Origin of the sequence: Streptomyces pseudogriseolus, from assembly GCA_002154585.1 — a bacterium.
In the GTDB taxonomy this organism is placed as follows: domain Bacteria; phylum Actinomycetota; class Actinomycetes; order Streptomycetales; family Streptomycetaceae; genus Streptomyces; species Streptomyces pseudogriseolus.
The window spans coordinates 1-19,001 of the sequence record MUNG01000107.1; the positions used below are offsets into that span (position 1 = coordinate 1).

General features: G+C 70.4%; 15 protein-coding genes and 2 pseudogenes. 7 read left to right on the top strand and 10 right to left on the bottom strand.

All coding sequences use genetic code 11. The features are described from left to right. The first annotated feature begins 524 nt into the window (after positions 1–524). From CCN29_RS35765 to CCN29_RS11155, 3 genes are read left to right on the top strand one after another with little or no spacing between them, the layout of a single operon-like run. Entirely contained in the window at positions 525–782 is a 258-nt protein-coding gene (locus tag CCN29_RS35765; protein WP_442538311.1) for a hypothetical protein, read from the top strand. Positions 783–804: 22 nt separating this feature from the next. Beyond that, positions 805–1,116 (top strand): hypothetical protein, encoded by a 312-nt coding sequence (locus CCN29_RS35770; protein WP_442538312.1) that lies wholly within the window; start codon positions 805–807, stop codon positions 1,114–1,116. A gap of 36 nt (positions 1,117–1,152) precedes the next feature. Next, complete coding sequence (locus CCN29_RS11155; RefSeq protein ID WP_086681292.1) at positions 1,153–3,828, top strand: DEAD/DEAH box helicase; 2,676 nt, start codon at positions 1,153–1,155, stop codon at positions 3,826–3,828. Between the two features lie 132 nt (positions 3,829–3,960). On the opposite strand, the gene CCN29_RS11160 is transcribed toward CCN29_RS11155, so the two are convergent. From CCN29_RS11160 to CCN29_RS11180, 6 genes are all read right to left on the bottom strand, one after another. Next, a complete protein-coding gene (locus tag CCN29_RS11160; protein WP_086681294.1) occupies positions 3,961–4,650 on the bottom strand; it encodes a helix-turn-helix domain-containing protein in 690 nt (229 codons plus the stop codon). Positions 4,651–4,723: 73 nt separating this feature from the next. Beyond that, complete coding sequence (locus CCN29_RS11165; protein WP_086681296.1) at positions 4,724–5,128, bottom strand: hypothetical protein; 405 nt, start codon at positions 5,126–5,128, stop codon at positions 4,724–4,726. Positions 5,129–5,566: 438 nt separating this feature from the next. Further along, positions 5,567–5,794 (bottom strand): hypothetical protein, encoded by a 228-nt coding sequence (locus tag CCN29_RS35320; RefSeq protein WP_143661308.1) that lies wholly within the window; start codon positions 5,792–5,794, stop codon positions 5,567–5,569. 1,417 nt (positions 5,795–7,211) lie between these two features. Then, positions 7,212–8,129 (bottom strand): nucleotidyl transferase AbiEii/AbiGii toxin family protein, encoded by a 918-nt coding sequence (locus CCN29_RS11170; protein WP_086681299.1) that lies wholly within the window; start codon positions 8,127–8,129, stop codon positions 7,212–7,214. Between the two features lie 53 nt (positions 8,130–8,182). After that, on the bottom strand, positions 8,183–9,301 hold the full coding sequence (locus tag CCN29_RS11175) for a type IV toxin-antitoxin system AbiEi family antitoxin domain-containing protein (RefSeq protein WP_442538313.1): 1,119 nt from the start codon (positions 9,299–9,301) through the stop codon (positions 8,183–8,185). A 399-nt stretch (positions 9,302–9,700) separates the two neighbouring features. Further along, a complete protein-coding gene (locus tag CCN29_RS11180) occupies positions 9,701–10,525 on the bottom strand; it encodes a hypothetical protein (protein WP_086681303.1) in 825 nt (274 codons plus the stop codon). 830 nt (positions 10,526–11,355) lie between these two features. Here CCN29_RS11180 and tpg point away from each other — a divergent pair. Then, entirely contained in the window at positions 11,356–11,913 is a 558-nt protein-coding gene (gene tpg / locus CCN29_RS11185; RefSeq protein ID WP_442538314.1) for a telomere-protecting terminal protein Tpg, read from the top strand. A gap of 56 nt (positions 11,914–11,969) precedes the next feature. Here the strand turns inward: tpg and CCN29_RS11190 are convergent, their stop codons facing one another. The 4 genes from CCN29_RS11190 to CCN29_RS11205 form a co-directional block, all read right to left on the bottom strand. After that, a complete protein-coding gene (locus CCN29_RS11190; RefSeq protein WP_442538315.1) occupies positions 11,970–13,094 on the bottom strand; it encodes a hypothetical protein in 1,125 nt (374 codons plus the stop codon). Then, positions 13,091–13,834 carry an AAA family ATPase gene (locus CCN29_RS11195; RefSeq protein WP_086681307.1) on the bottom strand — a complete coding sequence of 248 codons (744 nt, stop codon included), beginning with the start codon at positions 13,832–13,834 and terminating at the stop codon, positions 13,091–13,093. The genes CCN29_RS11190 and CCN29_RS11195 overlap by 4 nt, the downstream gene beginning before the upstream one ends. After that, on the bottom strand, positions 13,831–15,441 hold the full coding sequence (locus CCN29_RS11200; protein ID WP_086681309.1) for a TnsB C-terminal domain-containing protein: 1,611 nt from the start codon (positions 15,439–15,441) through the stop codon (positions 13,831–13,833). Before CCN29_RS11200 ends, CCN29_RS11195 begins: the two co-directional genes overlap by 4 nt. 116 nt (positions 15,442–15,557) lie before the next feature. Beyond that, positions 15,558–16,736: an AAA family ATPase gene (locus CCN29_RS11205; protein WP_143661310.1), complete on the bottom strand. Its 1,179-nt coding sequence runs from the start codon at positions 16,734–16,736 to the stop codon at positions 15,558–15,560. 235 nt (positions 16,737–16,971) lie between these two features. On the opposite strand from CCN29_RS11205, the pseudogene CCN29_RS11210 reads away from it, so the two are divergent. The 3 genes and pseudogenes from CCN29_RS11210 to CCN29_RS11220 all read left to right on the top strand — a co-directional run. Then, a pseudogene (locus CCN29_RS11210) lies at positions 16,972–17,607 on the top strand (DUF6192 family protein); the annotation flags it as partial. A 3-nt stretch (positions 17,608–17,610) separates the two neighbouring features. Further along, the gene (locus CCN29_RS11215; protein WP_086681314.1) at positions 17,611–18,039 is read left to right on the top strand and encodes a RacP protein; all 429 of its coding nucleotides are present in this window, start codon (positions 17,611–17,613) and stop codon (positions 18,037–18,039) included. 58 nt (positions 18,040–18,097) lie between these two features. Beyond that, a pseudogene (locus CCN29_RS11220) lies at positions 18,098–18,927 on the top strand (IS5 family transposase); the annotation flags it as partial. Positions 18,928–19,001: the final 74 nt, after the last annotated feature.

Sequence of the window (19,001 nt, forward strand, 5' to 3'; positions counted from 1 at the left end):
GGGTACCACATCGCTGCGCGATGTGCAAGCGAACACCCGCGCTGCGCGCGGGTGTTGCCGCTCACGCTCCGCGTGAGCGCTGGCGGGTGGCTGCGCCACCCGCACACCTTGCTTGCTGCGCAAGCAAGGTGACGGTCCGTCCGCTGCGCTCCCGGACCCGCGGGACTGTGTCCCGCTACCAGGCTTCCGCTTCGCTCCAGCCTGGCCGGCGGGTCCGCTGCGCTCCCCCGCCTGACAGTCCTTCCGGCTGCGCCCTCAGAACCGTTGGGCCCGCTGGCGCGGGCCGGGCTGGCTGCAAGGGGTGGGGGTCGCTCGTTTGTGTGGGTTCCAGTGTAGCGCGTGCATCAGCTTGATGCAGCATGTACCGTTGGCGGGAACACGGGACACCCACCAACCACCCGGGAACCTCCCCGGAATTCCGAGAGGAACGACCGCAGATGACCGGTCACCACGAATCTACCGGACTCGATCCCGCGTTGAGCAGCGATTCTGTGCGCCGGGTGACGCAGTACCAGACTGCAGGCGTGAACGCCCGGTTGAAGGTGTTCGCGCTCCTGGAGGCGCAGGGCGTGCCTGCGAGCGAGGCGGACAACCTGGTGGCCGGGGCGGTCGCCGGGGCGCAGTGCCAGGTGGTGGAGCTGGGCGGCATGGCGCCGGCCTCTCGGGGCTCGCTGTTCGCGGACGGCTGGGATGACGGTGTGGCGGCCATGAGCGAGGCCCTAGTGGGCATCGCGGAGCGGGAGTGGTCGGCGGCGCGGCGGCCGGTCGGCCGGGGCCGCTGAACTGGCCGTACATGTCCCGGACGTGAGGCAGCGTGAGTGGGTCGACCTGGTGCGGCTGGAGAGGTTCGTCCGGGAGAACGTGCTGTCGGGCACCCATCCGCACACCACGGCGCGGCGCCGGGTGCTGGAGGCGCTGGGTGAGGCCGGCGGTCTGTGCACGGCCCGGACGCGGAACGCGGACGGGGATGTCGTCGTCTGCACGCTCGCTGCCGGGCACTACGACCCGAACGACAAGCCGCCGTTCAAGGACGGAAAGCCGGGCGGCTGGCACAAGACGGATGCGTCGATCCGGAACGACTTGGGCGCGGCCTGCATTCCGCACGCGGCCCTCTGAAAGACCACAGGATTGACCGCTCAGGGAGGCATGGAAATGTCAGCGATTCAGCTCAAGGAACACCAGGTTGATCAGTGCTCCGCGTTTCGCAGGTGGGCGGGATTCCCTGCAAGGTCATCTGTGCCCCCTCAGGGTGCCCGGGGCACGATCGTGTCGGCGACCGGTTCGGGCAAAACGATCACAGCCGCCGCGTGTGCGCTGGAGTCATTCGCGGACGGCCGAATCCTCGTGACGGTGCCCACCCTGGACCTGCTCGCGCAGACCGCCCAGGCGTGGCGCCTGGTGGGCCACCGGGCGCCGATGGTCGCGGTGTGCTCGCTGGAGAACGACCCGGTGCTGAAGGAGCTGGGCGTGCGGACCACCACCAACCCGATCCAGCTCGCCCTGTGGGCCGGGACCGGGCCGGTGGTCGTGCTCGCCACGTACGCCTCCCTGGTGGACCGCGAGGACATCGACGCACCCGAGGGCCAGCGGATGGTTCGCGGGCCGCTGGAGGCCGCTCTGGCGGGCGGAGAGCGGCTGTACGGGCAGCGCATGGCGGGCTTCGACCTCGCGATCGTGGACGAGGCGCACGGAACCGCCGGTGATCTTGGTCGGCCGTGGGCGGCGATCCACGACAACCAGCGGATCCCCGCCGACTTCCGGCTCTACCTCACCGCGACCCCGCGCATCCTCGCCGCGGCCCGCCCGCAGAAGGGCGCGGACGGCCAGGAGGTGGAGATCGCGACCATGGCGGACGACCCGGAGGGCACGTACGGCGCGTGGATCGCGGAGCTCGGGCTCTCGGAGGCGATCGAGCGGGAGATCCTCGCGGGGTTCGAGATCGACGTCCTGGAGATCCGCGACCCCTCCCCGGTGGTCGGGGAGTCGGAGGAGGCGCGGCGCGGCCGGCGCCTGGCGCTGCTGCAGACCGCGCTCCTGGAGCACGCGGCGAAGTGGAACCTCAAGACCGTCATGACGTTCCACCAGAAGGTGGAGGAGGCCGCCGCGTTCGCGGAGAAGCTGCCCGAGACCGCGGCCGAGCTGTACGTCAACGACGCCACCGACGAGGACCTGGCCGCCGCCGACAAGCTGCCGAAGTCCTCGATCGACGCGGAGTTCTACGAGCTGGAGGCAGGCCGCCACGTCCCGCCGGACCGCGTCTGGTCGGCGTGGCTGTGCGGCGACCACCTCGTCACCGAGCGGCGCGAGGTGCTGCGCCAGTTCGCAGGCGGCATCGACGCGGCCGGGCGCCGGGTGCACCGGGCCTTCCTCGCCAGCTGTCGCGTGCTCGGGGAAGGCGTCGACATCACCGGCGAGCGGGGAGTCGAGGCCGTCTGCTTCGCCGACACCCGCGGCTCGCAGGTGGAGATCGTGCAGAACATCGGCCGCGCGCTGAGGCTCAACAAGGACGGCAGCACGAAGGTCGCGCGGATCATCGTGCCGGTCTTCCTGGAGCACGGCGAGGACCCCACCGACATGGTCGCCTCCGCCAGCTTCCGCCCTCTTGTAGCAGTCCTCCAGGGCCTCCGCTCGCATGACGAACGTCTGGTCGAGCAGCTCGCCTCCCGCGCGCTCACCCACGGCAAGCGCAAGGTCCACCTCCAGCGCGATGAGGACGGGCGGATCGTCGGGGCCGGCGGCGAGAGCGACGGCGAGGACCAGGAGGACGACGACACCCAGGCCGCCGCCGAAGCGGCCCTGCTCCACTTCTCCAGCCCGCGCGACGCCGCGACCATCGCCGCGTTCCTGCGCACCCGGGTCTACCGGCCGGAGTCCCTGGCCTGGCTGCAGGGCTACCAAGCCCTGCTCCGGTGGCGCAGGGAAAACGGGATCACTGACCTGTACTCCGTCCCCTACGACGTCGAGGTCGAAGTGGGGGCGACCAAAGCGTTCCCGCTTGGCCGATGGGTCCACCAGCAGCGCAAGGCGCTGCGCGCAGATGAACTCGATCCTCACCGCAAGGAGCTGCTGGACGCGCCCGAGGCTGGCATGGTGTGGGAGCCGGGCGAGGAAGCGTGGGAGGCCAAGCTCGCCGCGTTGCGCTCCTACCGGCGGGCCACCGGGCATCTCGCACCCCGCCAGGACGCCGTGTGGGGCGAAGGCGAGGCGATGGTGCCGGTCGGACAGCACATGGCCAACCTCCGGCGCAAGGGCGCGAAAAACGGCCTGGGCAAGGACCCGGAGCGGGCCGCCATGCGCGCGGCGCAGCTGACGGAGATCGACCCGGACTGGGACTGCCCGTGGCCGCTGGACTGGCAGCGCCACTACCGCGTCCTCGCGGACCTGGTCGACGCCGACGGCGTCCTGCCGGCCATCGCACCCGGCGTCCTCATGGACGGCGACAACATCGGCAAGTGGCTCCAGCAGCAGAAGCAGCCGGGCACGTGGGCTCGGCTCCTGCCCGAGCAGCAGGAGCGGCTGTCGAAGCTGGGCGTCAAGCCGCTTGAGGCGCCGTCTGGCGCCCCGTCGGCCGGACGCGCGGCCAAGGGCCCGAGCAAGGCACAGCAGGCGTTCCAACGCGGCCTGGCGGCACTCGCGCAGTGGGTGGAACGGGAAGGCGCCCACCGGCCGGTGCCAAGGGGCCACAGCGAACAGATCACGGTCGACGGCGAGGCGGAGCCGGTGACCGTGAAACTGGGCGTATGGATCTCGAACACCAAGTCGAGGCGGGACCGGCTGGACGCCCACCAACGAGCAGCACTCGCGGAGCTGGGAGTTGAATGGGTATGAAGGACGTCACCACCGCGACCGGCACCACCGTGGTCGTCGTCTCGGCCCTCCACCACGTGACGGCGGGCCAGCACGTCTGAGGGCCCCCGCCGCAGGGTGCGGCGGGGGCCCTCAGATGTGGCTGGGCGGGTGTCAGTCCTCTTGTCGTACGACGGTGCGCATGGGGCGGCGCCGAGGAACGCGTCTGTTGTTTGCGTGCTGCAGGGCCTTGGCCGCGGTCTTCTGCCGCATCTCGGTGGCCTCGAGAACGAGACGTGCCTCGAGCCAGTCGTTGTACTCGGGGTCGCTGTCGGTCATGCGGAGGCCGGCGAGAATGCCCTTCATGGCGTTCACGGTCGGCAGGATCTTGGCGTTGAGGATGTCGGAGATCGTGGTCGTCGAGACGGGCTGGCGCGCTTGGGTGGAGCGGTGGGCCATCGCCGCGTAGGTGGGGTTGCCCTTCCACAGGCGCAGGTCGCGCAGACCGATCGCGCAGTCCTGCAGGTTGAGCACGGACTTGGGCATCAGTCGCTGGTAGGCGGCGCGCTGGGCGGGGTCGTCGGGAATACCGGCCTCGCGGCGCTGGCGCTCGCTCGCACACATCTCCCACTGAGGGCGCCAGTCGTTGGGGTCCTCACCGAAGGCGGTCAGGTACTCCACCATCGTCTTCCACGAGGGGCACTTCGTGGGGGCGGTGGCCCGGGAAAGCGTCGCCGGCGAGAGGCCGGTGATCTTGGCGAGGTCCTTGAGCTTGATGTCATCGGGCCTCAGCTCGGCGAGCTGCCGGGCGAGGCGGGCGATCTTGCCGGTGTGGGTGGCGTTCTCACGCCGGGGTCGTCCCATGGTCGTCCTCCCTCGGAACCGGGAGTGTCCGGAGAGGGGAGGCGCGCCGTGCGCCTCCCCTCTCGGACTTCTCTCAGTTCGCCCCGCCGGGCTGCTCGTCGGCCGTGGCCGGGGCGGACGGGGGGACGCGGCGCTGCGGCTCGGCGGCCGGGTGCTGACCGGTGGGCTGCGGCTTCTTCTTCCGCTTCCTGCGGCGGTCGGCGACCACCAGCGCGGTGATCGTGGCGGCGCCGACCTTTCCGGCGGCCACCGTGACGGCGGTGGCCGTGTGCTCCTCGTACCCGAGCTGGATCAGCCCGAGAGCGGAGACGCCGGCGAGGGCGACGGAGCCGAGCGTGATGCCGATCTTGGTGATGATGCCCGTGGGCATGGTGACGCGGGGGCGGCGGAAGCCGAAGCCCCCGTGCGCGGGCGCGTTGATGACGCAGCCCGCGCCGGTGGTGGAAACGGGGTGGTTACCGTTCCAGTTGATCTTCATGTGGAGCCCTCCCCTGAGGCGCTTACTTGTGAGTGACCCGGACGATCCCGTCCGTTTTCCTTTTGGGTACGGGTTTGCCCTCCCGTACCTGAACGAAGAATCGCACGCCCGCATACACCTCGACAAGTTCCTGATCCAGAGGTCCCGGAATAACGGCGATGTTGATCTAGGAGGCTTCGATCTTGCCGATTAATGGCCAAGGGTTTTTTCTCAGCTATCGGGCGTTGGGGATGCACAGGGGGGCGCGCCGCGCATTTTTTTGCCCCATACAAGCAGGTCAGAGCTGCGGGTGGAACCGAAGATTCCGGATTCCGGGGAGTTTCACTACTCAGCGGTAAAGCAGCGTTCGACCTGAACGAAAAGGGCGATATAAGCGACTCATGAAGAAGCCCTGTTCACCTTGTCGACCCTCTCTCCATATCTCGCCACCCCCCTCCTCTATTCCGGCCCCCACGCCCCGCACATGCCTTCTACGCAATCAACGACCCCTTCCCTCACGCAGACCCGAAGTCCAGTTTTTTCCATGAAACAAAGAAGCATGAAAAAACCAAAAAACTGCAGGTGGGGAGATTTTTGCGATCTCCTTTTTCCGGGACGTTCGGCGCGGATCGGATGAGCCGCCTGCGCTTGCTTTGAGAGCCAACCGTCGTAGAGGCTGTTCGCCATGGACCGGCGGGTACTGCCCGAAGGTCCACCCCTGAGGCGCCTTACTTTGACCCGGACAGGCGCCCGTCCACCTGGCCATTGCCCTGGCCACGGTCGCGGTGCGCAGGGCTACTTGCGTGCCGCCCCGACGTAGCAACAACCGTTAGACCAGCAGTGATCCGACCGGCACGAACGCCGGCAACCGACGCTCAGCAGCAAGGGAGGGACGAACAATGGCGCACCTGGCATCATCGCCACCGCTCCTGTTCGCACTGCTCATCGGCTCCCTGATCTGCGCCGTCGTCGCCGCGCCGCCGCGCCAGCTGACAGCGTCCGCGCTCTCCAGATCCCGGGCCGCACGGCGGCCGGCCTCAGCCACCAACTGGGCGGGACCAGGACGACAGCGGCGCCGATGGCCCGCACAGCTGCATCCAGGCAGCGGTCCACGCCAGCGACCCCGCAGGCCCTAGCCGCCGGTCCGCGCATCCTGCTGAACGGATTCCCGGCTGCCCTTCGCACAAGGGCAGCCTCCACCGCGCCGCCAACGCCATCTGTCCGGCCGCCGGCCGCGCCGCAGCCTTGGGAGAGGCGAGAACCGCCCTGCCGTTGCCGAGCACCCCGACCCCGGCCTGTGCAGCGAGTCCGCCACTGCCCGCACGGGCCCCGCTCCGCCGGATCCGCGCCGCCGCAGCCCCTCGCGCAGACCGTGGCGGCAGCCCCTGAGAGCGCATAGCGGCCGCACTCCGCAAACCCTCGCACCGACCCGTCACCAAGCCTCTGCAAGGCTGCCCACAGGGCTACAGCCCGATTCCCGAACCACCTGGACGCTGCCGTCAAACCCAAAGCGGCAGACACACGAGCCGGCGAGAACCACCGCGCCAAAGAGGCGCGCTACAGCCACGACCCGCCCTGCAGCAGCCATGCAGCTGCAGCCCGGCAGTCCAGCCCCCTGCGCAGGAAGCAGCCGAGGACTGCCCCCAGGGCACACAGCAGCTGGCCGCAGGAATGCCCGAGCAAGCGGCGCAAGCCTGCCCAGCAAGACCCCCACGCCGGGCCTGCGCAGCCCGTTCCACCCCAAAGTGCGGGCTTCTGCGCGCTGCACCGGCCTGTGCAGCGCCCCACTGGCCTGTCAGGCAGATCCCGCGGTTGCGCGTCCTGCCCGGCAGCACAGGCCCCCGCACAGCTCCCCACAGCAGAGCCCCCGGTCAGATCCCCCATCGTTCTGCAGCCCCGAAAGCGCACCGGGCGCTTCCCTTCCACAGTTCCGTCCTCTTCGGCAGCTTGGTTCTTCCACAGCATTCGGACAGATCCGGCGAGTTCCGCCGAGGCCCGGGATGCACCCCTGACGGGCAGCGGTCCGCTTGCCCCAGCGCCGAGTTCTGCGCTGAAGGTCCTCGCCGACAGGCGGCGCAGCGGTGTGTGCGAAGGGAGCGTACGGTCAGTCAGCCTGCAGCCAACGGCCAGCAGCCGGATCCCATCTGCCGGTGGCGTCATCGCCCAGCAGCGGCGTGAGGAATGCATCGGCGGCGGACGCCGCGGCATCCCAGGTGTCACACCCGTCCAGGCCCGTCACATCGGCGGCTGCCCGCGGGTAGCCCGCTCTCCACGAATCGTGCGGCATCGCGAAGGCCCGGGGCAGGCGCAGCAGGGCGCCGCCACCCGACCGGCGGGCGGCCTCGGTGCGCAGCGCGTGCCGGGCCTGCGCGGCATCGACCGTCTCCCGCTGGCTGATCAGCAGCAGGTCCGCCAGGTCGCGGAACCGGCTGGAGGGGATCGTGCCGCGCCACTCGTACATGGCGCAGACCTTGTCGGCCATGTGGTCGACCACCGGATACAGCCGGACCTCGGGCCAGTCCGCCGGCCACGGCATCGCGACCGTCGGCTCGAGCCGGGCCGCTTCGGGCACGGCGGTAGGGCTCCGACCGACCACGAGGTCGACATGGATGCTCTCGGACTTGCGCACACCCAGCCGCACCTCGAAGCTCTGGCGCGCGCCGCCGCTCTCGTCGCCATGCGGCTCCAGACGCGTGGGGACGAAGGTGAGATGGTCCTGCAGGTCCAGCGCGGCCGCCGACAGCAGCGCCTGGACCGCTTCCTCGATGCCGGCGCTGCTGTCGGCCCGCTGGATGTCGATGTCCTTGCTCAGGCGCGCATCGGTCGAGTACCGCAGCAGCAGCGCCTGCCCGCCCTTGATCATCCAGCCGTCGGGGTCGGCGATGAACACCCGCGCCGCGAGCCGCTGGAAGAAGAAAGCACGCCGCAGGGCCCCGGCGTCCTGGGCAGACTTGGCCTGCCGCCGGGCATAGTCCTTCAGGGCGGTATCGAGCGCCTTCGGGGTGGCGTAGCCGTCGTGCATCGAGCTCCCCGGGTCGGTGATGCGCCGACCCTAAAGCTCCCTTCCGGCGGATGTCAGCAGTTTTCCTCTGCTCCGGTCTGCTGCGGGCGGTCCGGTGGCGGGGCTGCCGGAAGCCTCCCCAGAGCCTTCAGCGTGCTGTCGTAGCGGGCCAGGGCCTGCTGCATCGGATTCGACCTGGCTGCGAGCGAGCCGAGGGCGGACTGACGTGCGGCGGCGCTCTTCATCATCTGCTGCAGAGCACTGGGCCGGGCCAGGGCAGCGCGCAGGCCGGCATCGCGCGCTGCCGCATTCTTCATCAGCTGTTCCAGGGCACTGGGCCGTGAACCGAGCGAGGACAGGGCGTCCTGCTTTTCGTCCAGGCTTCTGGCCACCTGCCCCAGCCCGTGCAGCGAGGACTGCTGCCGGTGGAGGGTCTTCATCAGCTGATCGAGGGTGTCGGGGTGGGACGCCAGAGTTTCCACGGCGGTGACGGCGGACGCGAAGCCCGCAGCGGCCGCCTGTTCACTCTCCCGGCTGCGCAGCGTGCGACCGGCCTGGTCGCACAGGGCCTCGAGCAGGTCCTCGCCGGAAGCCACGGCAGGCAGGCCGTAGGCCCGGGCGAAGGAGCCGACACGGGCGGCCAGGAGCCCGACGTCGAGCAGGCCCTTGAGATCGGCATCGGCGATGACGGTACCGACATGCGCGCCATCGGCCCTCGAGCGCAGCAGATCGACGACCGTCCGCTCCACAGTGGTGACCGGCAGCCCGTCCACCACCGTGACGTCCCCCTCCTCCAGGGCCAGGCGGTGCAGCAGCACGCCCTCATCCCGGGTGGTGCGCCGCACCGGGACGATGAGTTCCACCCGGTCGGCAGGAAGGTCACCCAGGCCGTGCAGCTCACAGGCCGAGGCATGCGAAACCACGCCCGAGCGCTCGCTGTCCGCGGGGCGCTGCCAGGCCGGCGTCTTCGGATCCAGCCGCAGCCAGGCGACTTTGGTCTGCAGGTGCTCCGGCGGCACGGCCGCCGCGATCAGGTACACCCCGCGGCCGACGCCCTCCAGCAGACCGGCCCGCTCCAGCCGCAGCAGGTCCACCCCCTGCACACCGTCCAGCTTCGCCTGGGCAGCGGTCACCAGACCCCACTGGTCAGAGGCCCTTTCTCCCAGCCTTCTCAGCACATCAGCCCGCTCCATACAGCAATTATTGCACCCAGGAACAGCATTGTTTACAGCTAATCGGTAACTTTCGCTGTACCGAACTAGCCCAGCATGTAACTTTCGCTGATCTCACATGAGGCAGCGGGCCCGCGGGCAGCCGGGAACGAAGCCGTGGGCCCGGGTGAGCAGGTCGCATGGGCTGCGGCCCGCGCCGCGCCGAGCCGCCGCAGCGCCAGCAGCGCTCTCCCCACCGCCCGGAGCCCTGCTCCCTCTTTCCCGAGGCACACCCCGGGCAGGCGGTTTCCGTCATCCCATCGGACGAGGACCGGACGCGCCCAGTGCGGCCCGGAGGCCCCCACAGCCCACCGAGGCAGCAGTGACACCGACCAATTCCGCTCCACAGCAGACCCCGAAGGGGATCTGCGGGCTGGTGGGTTAAGGAGTGCCCGCTGAGGTGCCGCGCTGTTTGGGGAGCCTGACCACACGCCGGCGCGGGGTGACGGCTGCGGGCTCGGCAAGGCGCTCCAGCCGCAGGAAGTGCACGTTGCGCATGTAGAGCGCTTCCGCCTGGAAGTCAGTCTCGTTCACTGGGCGGCGCTTGGTGGTGATGAGCCCCGCGTGCACCAGTTCTCGCAGCCCCTTGCTGCGGGTGTCCTCGCTCAGCGCGAAGCGGCTCTCCGCCTCCCTGGGGCTGAACCACAGAGCACGGTCCTCGCCGAGCCCGCCGTTCTCGCACAGCAGGGTGAGGAACATGGCCACCGCGGCACCGGAGAGAACGGCGATGTGCCCGCGGGTCCAGAAGGTCTGCGGAATCTGGACGTAGCGGTGCAACAGGGCGCCGAGGTCGCTGGACTCCTTCTCCTTCTTCGCGGCCGCGCCCGGAGCGATCCAGGGCTCTCCACGACCGGTCTCGTCGAGAACAGTGACCAGGTTCAGGCGGCCGGTGCGGGTCACGTCGATGAAGCGGTGCTCCTCCAGCCACGCCTGCGCGTCTCCGATCCGGCGGGCTCCTGCCTTCTCGGGATCGGGGAGGTCGAGCAGCGTGGCCCAGGCGTTGTGCCGAATGGCCAGTTCCCGGGCGGTGTCGTCCTTCTGCAGCCACAGATAACTCAGGTAGAGCTTGAGCCGGACCTGGCCGCCCCGGCCACCGCGGAGCATCCGGGCCAGCGGCGGCGGCTCTTCGGCGTGGGTGAACCGTTCGACGAAGGTGTACCGGACCTGCGCCCTGCGCCGCCCCAGCCGTGCCGCGCTCTCAGCCATCCTCAGCGAGCGCGCCGAGGGGGCCCTGGTCGCTTCTGACGTCCGTTCCGCTTGCACCGGGTCCTCACTGTTCATCGAAGTAGGAGAAGTTCTTAGAGTACTTTAGTGCCGGGCGCTAGCAACAAACCACCCCTGAGCAAAGGTTGGTAATGAGCGTGATGCTGACGTCATCTGACCGGTACAAAGGTAGGGTTCCCAACGGCTGCCCCGCATAAGCTTGTTGCCCCCGCTCGGCGGGGTCCTGTACCGTCGAAGACACAGCAGGCCGAGGACGGATCTCCGGAGGGGTTGTACCCCCCAATCTCCGCGTGATCGACGGTGCCTGCCGCAGGGTCAACCGGCAGTCGCAGCCCGTCGTCCACCAGGAGATGGTTTCGGGCAGTGACGGCGGATCAGGGCTCAGCGGGGTCGTGCCTCCCCGCTCCTGATCACCGGAGAGCACCCGCCCGCCCCGGGGGCCTCGTCCCCCGGGGCACTTTTCTGTGCACACGCGCCGAGGCCTGATGGCCATTCTCGCTGAACTGCCGCTCCGCACCAACGCAATCCGTCTCTGACGGCCCAACAGTCCCAGCTTCGTGCCAGCAAGTTGAACCGATCCGCCGCCCCCTATCACTGAGTACGCCCCGCCATGCCCGGGGCAGATGAACCCTGCCGGCCGAAGGTGGGGCGGCATGCCCCTTCGCCGGTACGTGCCCGGGTTCCGTAGCCCACGACGGCTGGTGCCGTCCCGAAGACACCAAAACCGGCGGGAAGGGGCCACCAGGTGTGGGAGACCTGATGCCACGGGCGGCGGGAGCAGCCCCCGCGAGCTGATCAAGCAGGGGATGAACGTGGGAAAGATCACGCAGGGGCTGCAGCGCGCGCTGCGCACCCGACCCGTTCCCCTGGGTACCGAGGCCCGCCTGCGCTTCCTGCTCGCGGCGCACCGGGGTTCCACCCGGCAGGTGGCCGCCGTGCTGGGGGTGTCGCAGCGCACCGTGCAGCGGTGGGTGACGAAGAAGCCCGGAGCACGGCGCCCGCCTGGACCTGCGCAAGCCCGGGCGATCGAGGAGGCGGTCCTGGTGCGGTGGCAGCCCCGGGTTCGGGCCCGCCTGCGTGCCCGGGCCGAAGCGGAAGGCTTCGTCCTCCACACCAGGGCGCGGTTCGGGTTCGCGGCCGCGGCGGGGTCCTCCGACGATCCGCGGGTGCGGTGGATCACCCAGTCCCTGCCGGGAGAGGTGGCCCGTGAACTGTTCGCCGCCAGGGACGCCGGCGCGGGCGAGCAGCAGCAGATGGTGATCCTCGCCCGCGCACTGGGGCACGCCTACTTCCGCGACGGCGGCCGGCGCGGTCATGGCCTGCACATCGCCTTCACCGACGTCGAGTTCGCCGACTTCTCGATCGGATGACCTCCTCGCCGCCGGGAATCCGCGAGGCACGCGGCCGATCCCGCCGGCGAGACGGTTCAGCCCCGTGAGGGCTTCTCGCACACGCCCAGCATCGCGTCGTACTTCTCGGCCTCCCGCCGTTCGCGCCAGTCCCACTCGACGCGGCCGGCCCGCCTGGCAGCGGAAGGCTGCGGCGGGCGCAGCCTGGCCGTCTCCGCCAGGCGCAGCAGATGCGTACGGTCCCCGGGCGCGGCGAGCAGTGCCTGATCCTCGCCGGAGACGAGGCGGGCGAAGCAAGCCGCGGCCCGAAGGAAGACGCGCGCCCAGCCGGGTACGGGGTAGGCGGCGCAGCCATCGGTGTAGCGGGCGCGGTCGTGCAGGGCGAGCGTGGCCGCGGTCTCGTCGTAGTCGCGGAGGCCGGCGGTTTCGAGCTGCTGGAAGGAGGCGCCGGTGAAGAGCGCGGCTGCCAGGGCTGCGGCCAGGCGGGGGTGCGCGGTCGAGTCGGCCAGGCGGCGGGCGACTTCCCGGACCGTGTGCGCGGTGAGAGGTGCGGGTTGTGAGCGGTGTCGCCAGACGATCTGCGGCGGTGTGCAAGAGGCCCGGCAGGAGGCGGGGCTGTCGTAGGAGACGAGGCGGTCCAGAGCGGGCAGGGTGATCCAGCGGCCGGACCGCCGGACAGCACCGCCCGCGTCGTCCGCGTGGGCGGGCGGGCTGTCGCCGTAATGGTGCTGGGCGGCCTCGGGGTCGGTGATGACTGCGTGGTCGACCGCTTGGAGGGCCTGATGCAGGGCGGCGGGGAGGCGGGGGCGGTGACAGACCAAGGTTAGGTAGATGCCTGTGACCGCGCGCAGCTGGAGGAGGCGTTCAGCGCGGCGGGCAGTCAGGCGGTGGGCGCGCAGGACGGTCAGACGAGTGACCGGCTGGGCTGTCACCCATGCGGTGGCCGCTTCCCAGGCGGGCTGTCGGCCTGAGGGGAAGCGGCCCGGCAGCAGCGGCGGCCTGCCCAAGGCGGCCAGGAGGTCGTGGGCGAGCGCGGTGTCGTTGGTGGTTCCGGGACCGGGGTGCAGGGTGATCCGGCCCGATGGCGGATGGTGCGCTGCCAGGGCGGCGTGGGTGTGGACCACATCGTCGTGGGGGTCCATGACCAGGGTGAGGGCCGGCACTCCCATGGCGGGGAGCAGGGCGGGCGGCATAGGGGTCATGCGAGGCGGCTGAAGGCCCAGCGCAGCAGGTCCTGGTCGACGCGGGCACGCCCCGTGCGGGCCAGTGCAGTACGGGTGTGGGCGGTCAGCTGGGCCCAGGCGCGGAAGTTGCCGTGTGCGGCATGCTGGTCGGCGAAGGTGATGTCCTCGGGGTCGGCGTCGGCCCAGACCGGGTGGAACAGCGGGATCACCTCGAGGACCTCGTCTGGTGTGAGGCGGGTGAACTGCTGCCAGATGAAAACACGGGAAGACAGCATCGGTTCGCGGCGCAGCACGGTGTGGCAGCCCGCGCCGCCGACGAAAATGATGGCGAGCTGGGTTGCGGGTTCATCCCAGAGGTAGCGGAAGTATTCGAAGGCCTCCCCGTTGAGCCACTGGGCCTCGTCGACGAGGAAGGTACGGGGGCGTTCGGCCAGGGCGGTTTTCAGCAGGCGGTCGAACTCGCTGGGGTGGCGCGGCGGTTCACCGGCCAGGTCGAGCGCGGTGAACAGTTCGTAGCGCACCGCGCGGGCGGTGGGCCGGGCCCGGAAGGTGATTTTGCGGACATCCTCGCCGGGTTCGAGTTCGCGCAGGCAGGTGTTGACGGCGAGGGTCTTGCCGAAGCCGGCCCCGCCGTGGATGCACATCATGGCGCGGGCGGCGACGGTGTCGGTGATGTTCTCCCGCGCCGCCAGCAGCGCGCGGGTGGTGACCACGGAGGCGTCGGGCAGGTCGACGTACTGGTAGGTGGCCGCGGTCACGAGGCATCTCCGTCTTCGTCGGTGGTGAGACGTGCGGCCCGCCCGCCCGGGCCGTCGAGGGCAGGAGTGGGATCACCGCCGGGCAGGACCGGGGCGGGCCGGCCCGGCGTTGTCAGTGCGGCCAGGGAGGCAGGAGTGCGCCACCCGACCGGAGGCGCAGCGGGCGGGATGAGGTCCGGTAGCGCGAGATCCGACAGGTCGGTATCGGTGGCCTGGGCGAGCTCGGCCTCGGCCTGCGCACCGGTCAGCGCGCCGAGCCGCTGAGGTGCCTCAGGCTGGGTGGCGGCGGCGTAACGCTCGCGCTGGGAAGCCTCCAGGTCCTTCTTCAGGCGGCGGGAGCGGGCGGACCGTGCCCGCCGTACCGCGCGGAGCTGTTCCTCGGTGGCCTGATCGGCCAGGTCCGCAGAGCCCAGGTAGCGGCCGGTGGCCGCGTGGTACACCTCGATCCGGTGGTCGTGGTGAGGCATGAAGCGAACCCTCACCTGGATCCCGGCCTGCCCGGTCATCCACGCCCCCACATAGTCGCGTCTCCTGAAACGGATGCCGCGGGTGGTCAGCGTGCGGGTGCCGGCGTCCTCCAGGGTGAACGTCCACAGATCCGTGGCCGGCACGTCCCGCAGCAGGGTGGGATCGTCCTGCCACGCCTGAAGCGGAGTCTTGCCCCGCAACGGTGAGGGGCGGTGCTCGGTGTTCCACCAGAGCGTCCAATCCAGCAGCCGGGCGGTGAAGTCCTCGAAGCCCAGCAGCACTTCGTCCTTCGGGCGGGAGGAGCGTTTGCCGGGGCGCGGCTGACGGGCATAGCCAGGCAGCGCGGCAAGGAACATGCCCTCCACCGCCCGGTTCAGGCCCTCCACCGTGCCCTTGAGGTGGGGGGTGTAGGCGGGCAGGTCCTCCACCGTCACGTCCAGGAGATCGAACGCGGCCGTCACCGTCCGGGACAGGAAGTCCTTGCCACGGTCCACCCGCACTTTCTCGGGCAGGCCACCGAACGGACCGTAGGGGTCCTCGCGCAGGACCGCGGAGCGCAGCGCGGCCAGCACCGACTCCCGCGACGGATCCCCCGGCGTGACCGCCACGCCGGTGATTGCGTTCGTCGCGCAGTCGGTGAACCAGGTGATCCACGGCCTGCGGGCCTTGCCATCGACATCGACCAGCACCGGCGCCTGCATGTGGTCCGTCTCCCACACCTGGTTGCGCCAGCCCCGCGGCCGGGCCAGGAACACATCATGCTTGCGCGCCGCCCGCTCCCCACCCGCGAGCCCCGCCCGCTCCCCCGGCGTCAGATCACGGCGGATCGCCCGGTGCAACGTCGGAATCGACGGAGGCGGCTCCCCCTCGCCCTTGACCGCGCGAGCGGTCAGCTCACGATGGACCGCCGCGACGTTGCCCTTCCACAAGGCCAGCAGGCGGCGCACTTCCGGGGTGACGGAGAAGCGGTCTTTGCTCTGGGCCCGCGCCCCGGGCTCCGCGGCCGCGGACTCGTCACGCTCGGCGGCGGCAAGCCACCGCCACACCGTGCGCTCGGTCACTTCCAACGACTGAGCCATCAGTCGTACATGCCGGGTCGTCAGTTTCTGATCCTGCCTCAGGGCGAGCAGCCGGCGCACGGCAGGGCCGCGCAGCGCCGACAGGGAGGAAGAAGGCAGACCTCCCCGTGCGTGCGGACCGTCCCCGTGCACGCCGGAGCGGGAAGTGCCCTCTCCCGGCCCGGCCGCCGCACCGGTCACAGCGGCCCCATGAGCCGTGCGCAGGCCCGCTCCAGCAACCGGCGGTCCACCACCGCACGGCTCTTGCCGTAGATCTCGGCAGTCAGGTGCGAGGTGAGCTTCGCCCACGTCCGGAAATTGCCGTGGCCCACATGCTCGTCCACCCACACGACATCGTCCTCGCTCACGTCCTCCCACAGCGGGTGGAAGGCCGCCATCGCCGCTGCCACCTCGCCCGGGCGAAGACGAGGCACCAACTCCCAGGTCAGCACCCGAGAGGCCAGCGCGGGCACCCGGCGCAGCGCCCGTTCGCTGCCCGCACCCGCCAGCACGAGTGCCGTGTCCGTGTCCGGGTGGTCCCACAGGCCGCGCAGAAACTCCAGCGCCGGCCCCGGAAGGCGCTGTGCCTCGTCCAGTACCAGCACGCGCGGCTGCCGTAGCGCGTTCACCAGCATCAGGTCGGCCTCCCCCGCCCCGCGCGGCAGACGCCTGCCCAGCTCAAGGGCGTCCGCGAGTACCCGGCGCAGTTCGGGGACCGTCGGGTGCACACCGACGTGGACCCGACGGACTCTGGCCGGGTGCGGCAGCTGGGACAGGGCGTACTGCAGCGCGACGGTCTTCCCGTGCCCGGCGTCGCCGTACAGACACACCACCGCCCCGACCGCGGCCGCGTGCGCGACCGTCCGTAGCACCGACCGCACAGCGGACGTATGCACCACCTGCGCGCCCGGCACCAGAACCGGGACCTGCGCCAGATGCTTCTGCTCGCGCAGAAAAACCTGCCCGCTCGTACCTTGGCCGGCCACGACGTTCAGGCCGAGTTCGCTGAGCGGATCGGACCTGCGTGGCCCGGCGACCTCAGGCTCCCGCTCGACCATCAACGCCCGCCCCGCCCGGCGGTCTCTGCGGATCACCCGGTGCAGTGTCGACGCCGATGGCACCGAGGCCCCGCCGCCAGCCGCGGCCAGCCGGCGCCTCAGCTCAGCGACATTCCCTCCCACCTCGCCCAGCAGCGCCCACACCTCGTCCGACACCGCATACCCCTGCCGGACCGGCGCCTCCACCTGCCCGGTCGTCTTAGCCTGCTCCAGCCAACGCCACACCGTGCGCTCCGAGACACCCACCGTCTCAGCGACCGCACGCACATGCCGCGTGGCCAGCTCCCCCGCCTGCTGCCGCTCCAGCAGCCGACGCACCACCAACCCCCTGGGCAGCACAGGCCCACGACCGGCCCTTACCTCTTGGTCCACCCCACCATCACACCGACCCAGCCCGCCTCACCGCATAAGAACTCACGAACCTGAGACACCATCAGCCGCCATGCGATAAAGCCCCACGACAGCGATCCCACCCGTCAACCTCTCACCTCATGACAGCGGACCACCCACCCGCAAACGCCCGCTGACCAGCCCCGTAACGCCAACCCCTGAACCAGCGCGACTGACTCTCACCACCACCGACACCAACCCGAGAGATCGCACCAGGCCGGACGTGGTCGCGCAGGTCCCGCCGGAGGACAAGATCCGGGCGGTGGCCGAGTTGTCGCGGGAGGATTGCGTCGCGGCGGCGGTCGCGCCGGAGATCCTGCGGCGTCCGGATGTCGTCGCGAGGGTCGCGCCGGCCGACAAGGTGAAGGTCGTCGAGGAGCTGACGCGGGACGAGTCCGTCGCGACGGAGGTGACGACGGGTCTGCTGCGCAGGCCGGACGTCGCATTCAAGGCGATGAGCGACCACACCGCCCGCCATCAGGTCAACCGGGCGCAGGTCGAGCGCGGCCGGCAGGCCCGTGAGGACTTCGAGGAGAACCATCCCGCCGCGCCGGCGGTCCGCGCGATCGACCGGTCGGTGGAGTTCCTGGACCTTGTCACCGCATGCCACGCGTTCGTCGCGGCGGCCGGCCGGGTCGTACCGAGCCTCCGCGGCCGCCAGCTCGGCGACGACGAGCGCGTCCTCGTCCACGAGAACGTCGCACGCGTGAGGGCGACGCTCGACTGGATCGAGACGGCCGTGGACACCGGAAAGGTCGACGTCGACGAGGCGCTCGCCAAGCTCCTGCAAGGCGAATAAGCAGTGCCCCGCGCCTCCAGGCGCCAGTCGGCGGCGTCCCTCAGACACGCCGACACGATTCGGTTCGTCCTTTTCGAGGCCCGCCCGGCTGGGCTGTCCTTCCCTCAGCTCCTCCGGGCGAGCGAGCTGACGCCGAGCCAGGCCCGCGCGGGCCTGGCCTACCTGCGCGACACGATCACCGAGAGGGGCTGGCCCCCGCTGATCTGGACGAAGAAGGACGGCTACCGCTTCTGCTCCGACCCCGCCGAACTCCAGGCATACGAACTCGTGGTCATCCGGGAGAAGCTCACCGAGATCCGTCGGTTCATCACCGCCGTCGTCGCCCCGCACGCCGCGCTCCAGCCGAAGGGACGGTGGATCAGGCACCTGCACACCCAGTTCACGTCGGTCGAGTCGACGCTCGACGTGATCGCCGAGTTCATCGAAACCTGACGGGTGGGGAACGGCGCAGCCGTCCCCCACCCCCGCCTGCAGAAGGGAGGTTCACATGGTGAGGCGACGCTGCTACCCCTCCGACACCTTCGACGACGAGTGGGCACTCCTCGAACCCCTCCTCCCTCCGCCGGCCTGCGAGTCCCGGCGAGGAGGACGTCCCGAGAAGCACCCCCGCCGCGAGATCGTGGACGCGATCCGCTACATCGTGGACACCGGCTGCAAGTGGAGGGCGCTGCCGAAGGACTTCCCTCCCTGGCGGACCTGCTACAACTTCATGGCCCGCTGGACGGCGGCCGGCGTCGTCGGGCAGATCCGCGACCACCTGCGCAAACGCGTCCGGCGCGAGATGGGACGCGCTCCCGGCGCGGTCGCCACCGTCATCGACTCCCAGTCCGTGAAGGCCGCGGAGACCGTCGGGCGCGACTCGCGCGGCTACGACGGCGCGAAGAAGATCAACGGCCGCAAGCGCCACCTGGTCGTCGACACCAAGGGCCTGCCGCTCTTCGTGATGGTCACCCCGGCCGACACGACCGACCGCGACGCCGCGAAGGAAGTCCTGTTCCGGCTGCGGCTCATGCACCCCGAGATCACCATCGTCTGGGCCGACTCCGCCTACGCGGGGAAGCTCGTCACCTGGGCGAAGACCCATCTCGACCTCACCCTCAAGACTGTCTCGCGGCCGAAGGACGCCACCGGGTTCGTGGTCCTGCCTCGCCGCTGGGTCGTCGAACGCTCGCTCGCGTGGATCATGCACGCGCGCCGTCACGCGCGGGACTACGAGCGGCTGATCCAGCACTCGGAATCGTTGATCACCTGGGCAGCGATCACGCTCATGACAAGGCGCATCACCCGCCGGACCTCACGCAGGAGCGGACAGTCCGCCTCCCGGGAGGCCCACCGCGACTGATCCTTCTCAAACTCGCGGTCAGCGGGTCCGTCCGGACCGTCCCACCACTACG

Excerpts from the sequence above, each read along its gene's own strand:
- CCN29_RS11155 (WP_086681292.1), top strand. The coding sequence starts at position 1,153 with ATGTCAGCGATTCAGCTCAAGGAACACCAGGTTGATCAGTGCTCCGCG.
- CCN29_RS11160 (WP_086681294.1), bottom strand. The coding sequence starts at position 4,650 with ATGGGACGACCCCGGCGTGAGAACGCCACCCACACCGGCAAGATCGCC.
- CCN29_RS11165 (WP_086681296.1), bottom strand. The coding sequence starts at position 5,128 with ATGAAGATCAACTGGAACGGTAACCACCCCGTTTCCACCACCGGCGCG.
- CCN29_RS35320 (WP_143661308.1), bottom strand. The coding sequence starts at position 5,794 with ATGGCGAACAGCCTCTACGACGGTTGGCTCTCAAAGCAAGCGCAGGCG.
- CCN29_RS11170 (WP_086681299.1), bottom strand. The coding sequence starts at position 8,129 with ATGCACGACGGCTACGCCACCCCGAAGGCGCTCGATACCGCCCTGAAG.
- CCN29_RS11175 (WP_442538313.1), bottom strand. The coding sequence starts at position 9,301 with ATGGAGCGGGCTGATGTGCTGAGAAGGCTGGGAGAAAGGGCCTCTGAC.
- CCN29_RS11180 (WP_086681303.1), bottom strand. The coding sequence starts at position 10,525 with ATGGCTGAGAGCGCGGCACGGCTGGGGCGGCGCAGGGCGCAGGTCCGG.
- CCN29_RS11190 (WP_442538315.1), bottom strand. The coding sequence starts at position 13,094 with ATGACCCCTATGCCGCCCGCCCTGCTCCCCGCCATGGGAGTGCCGGCC.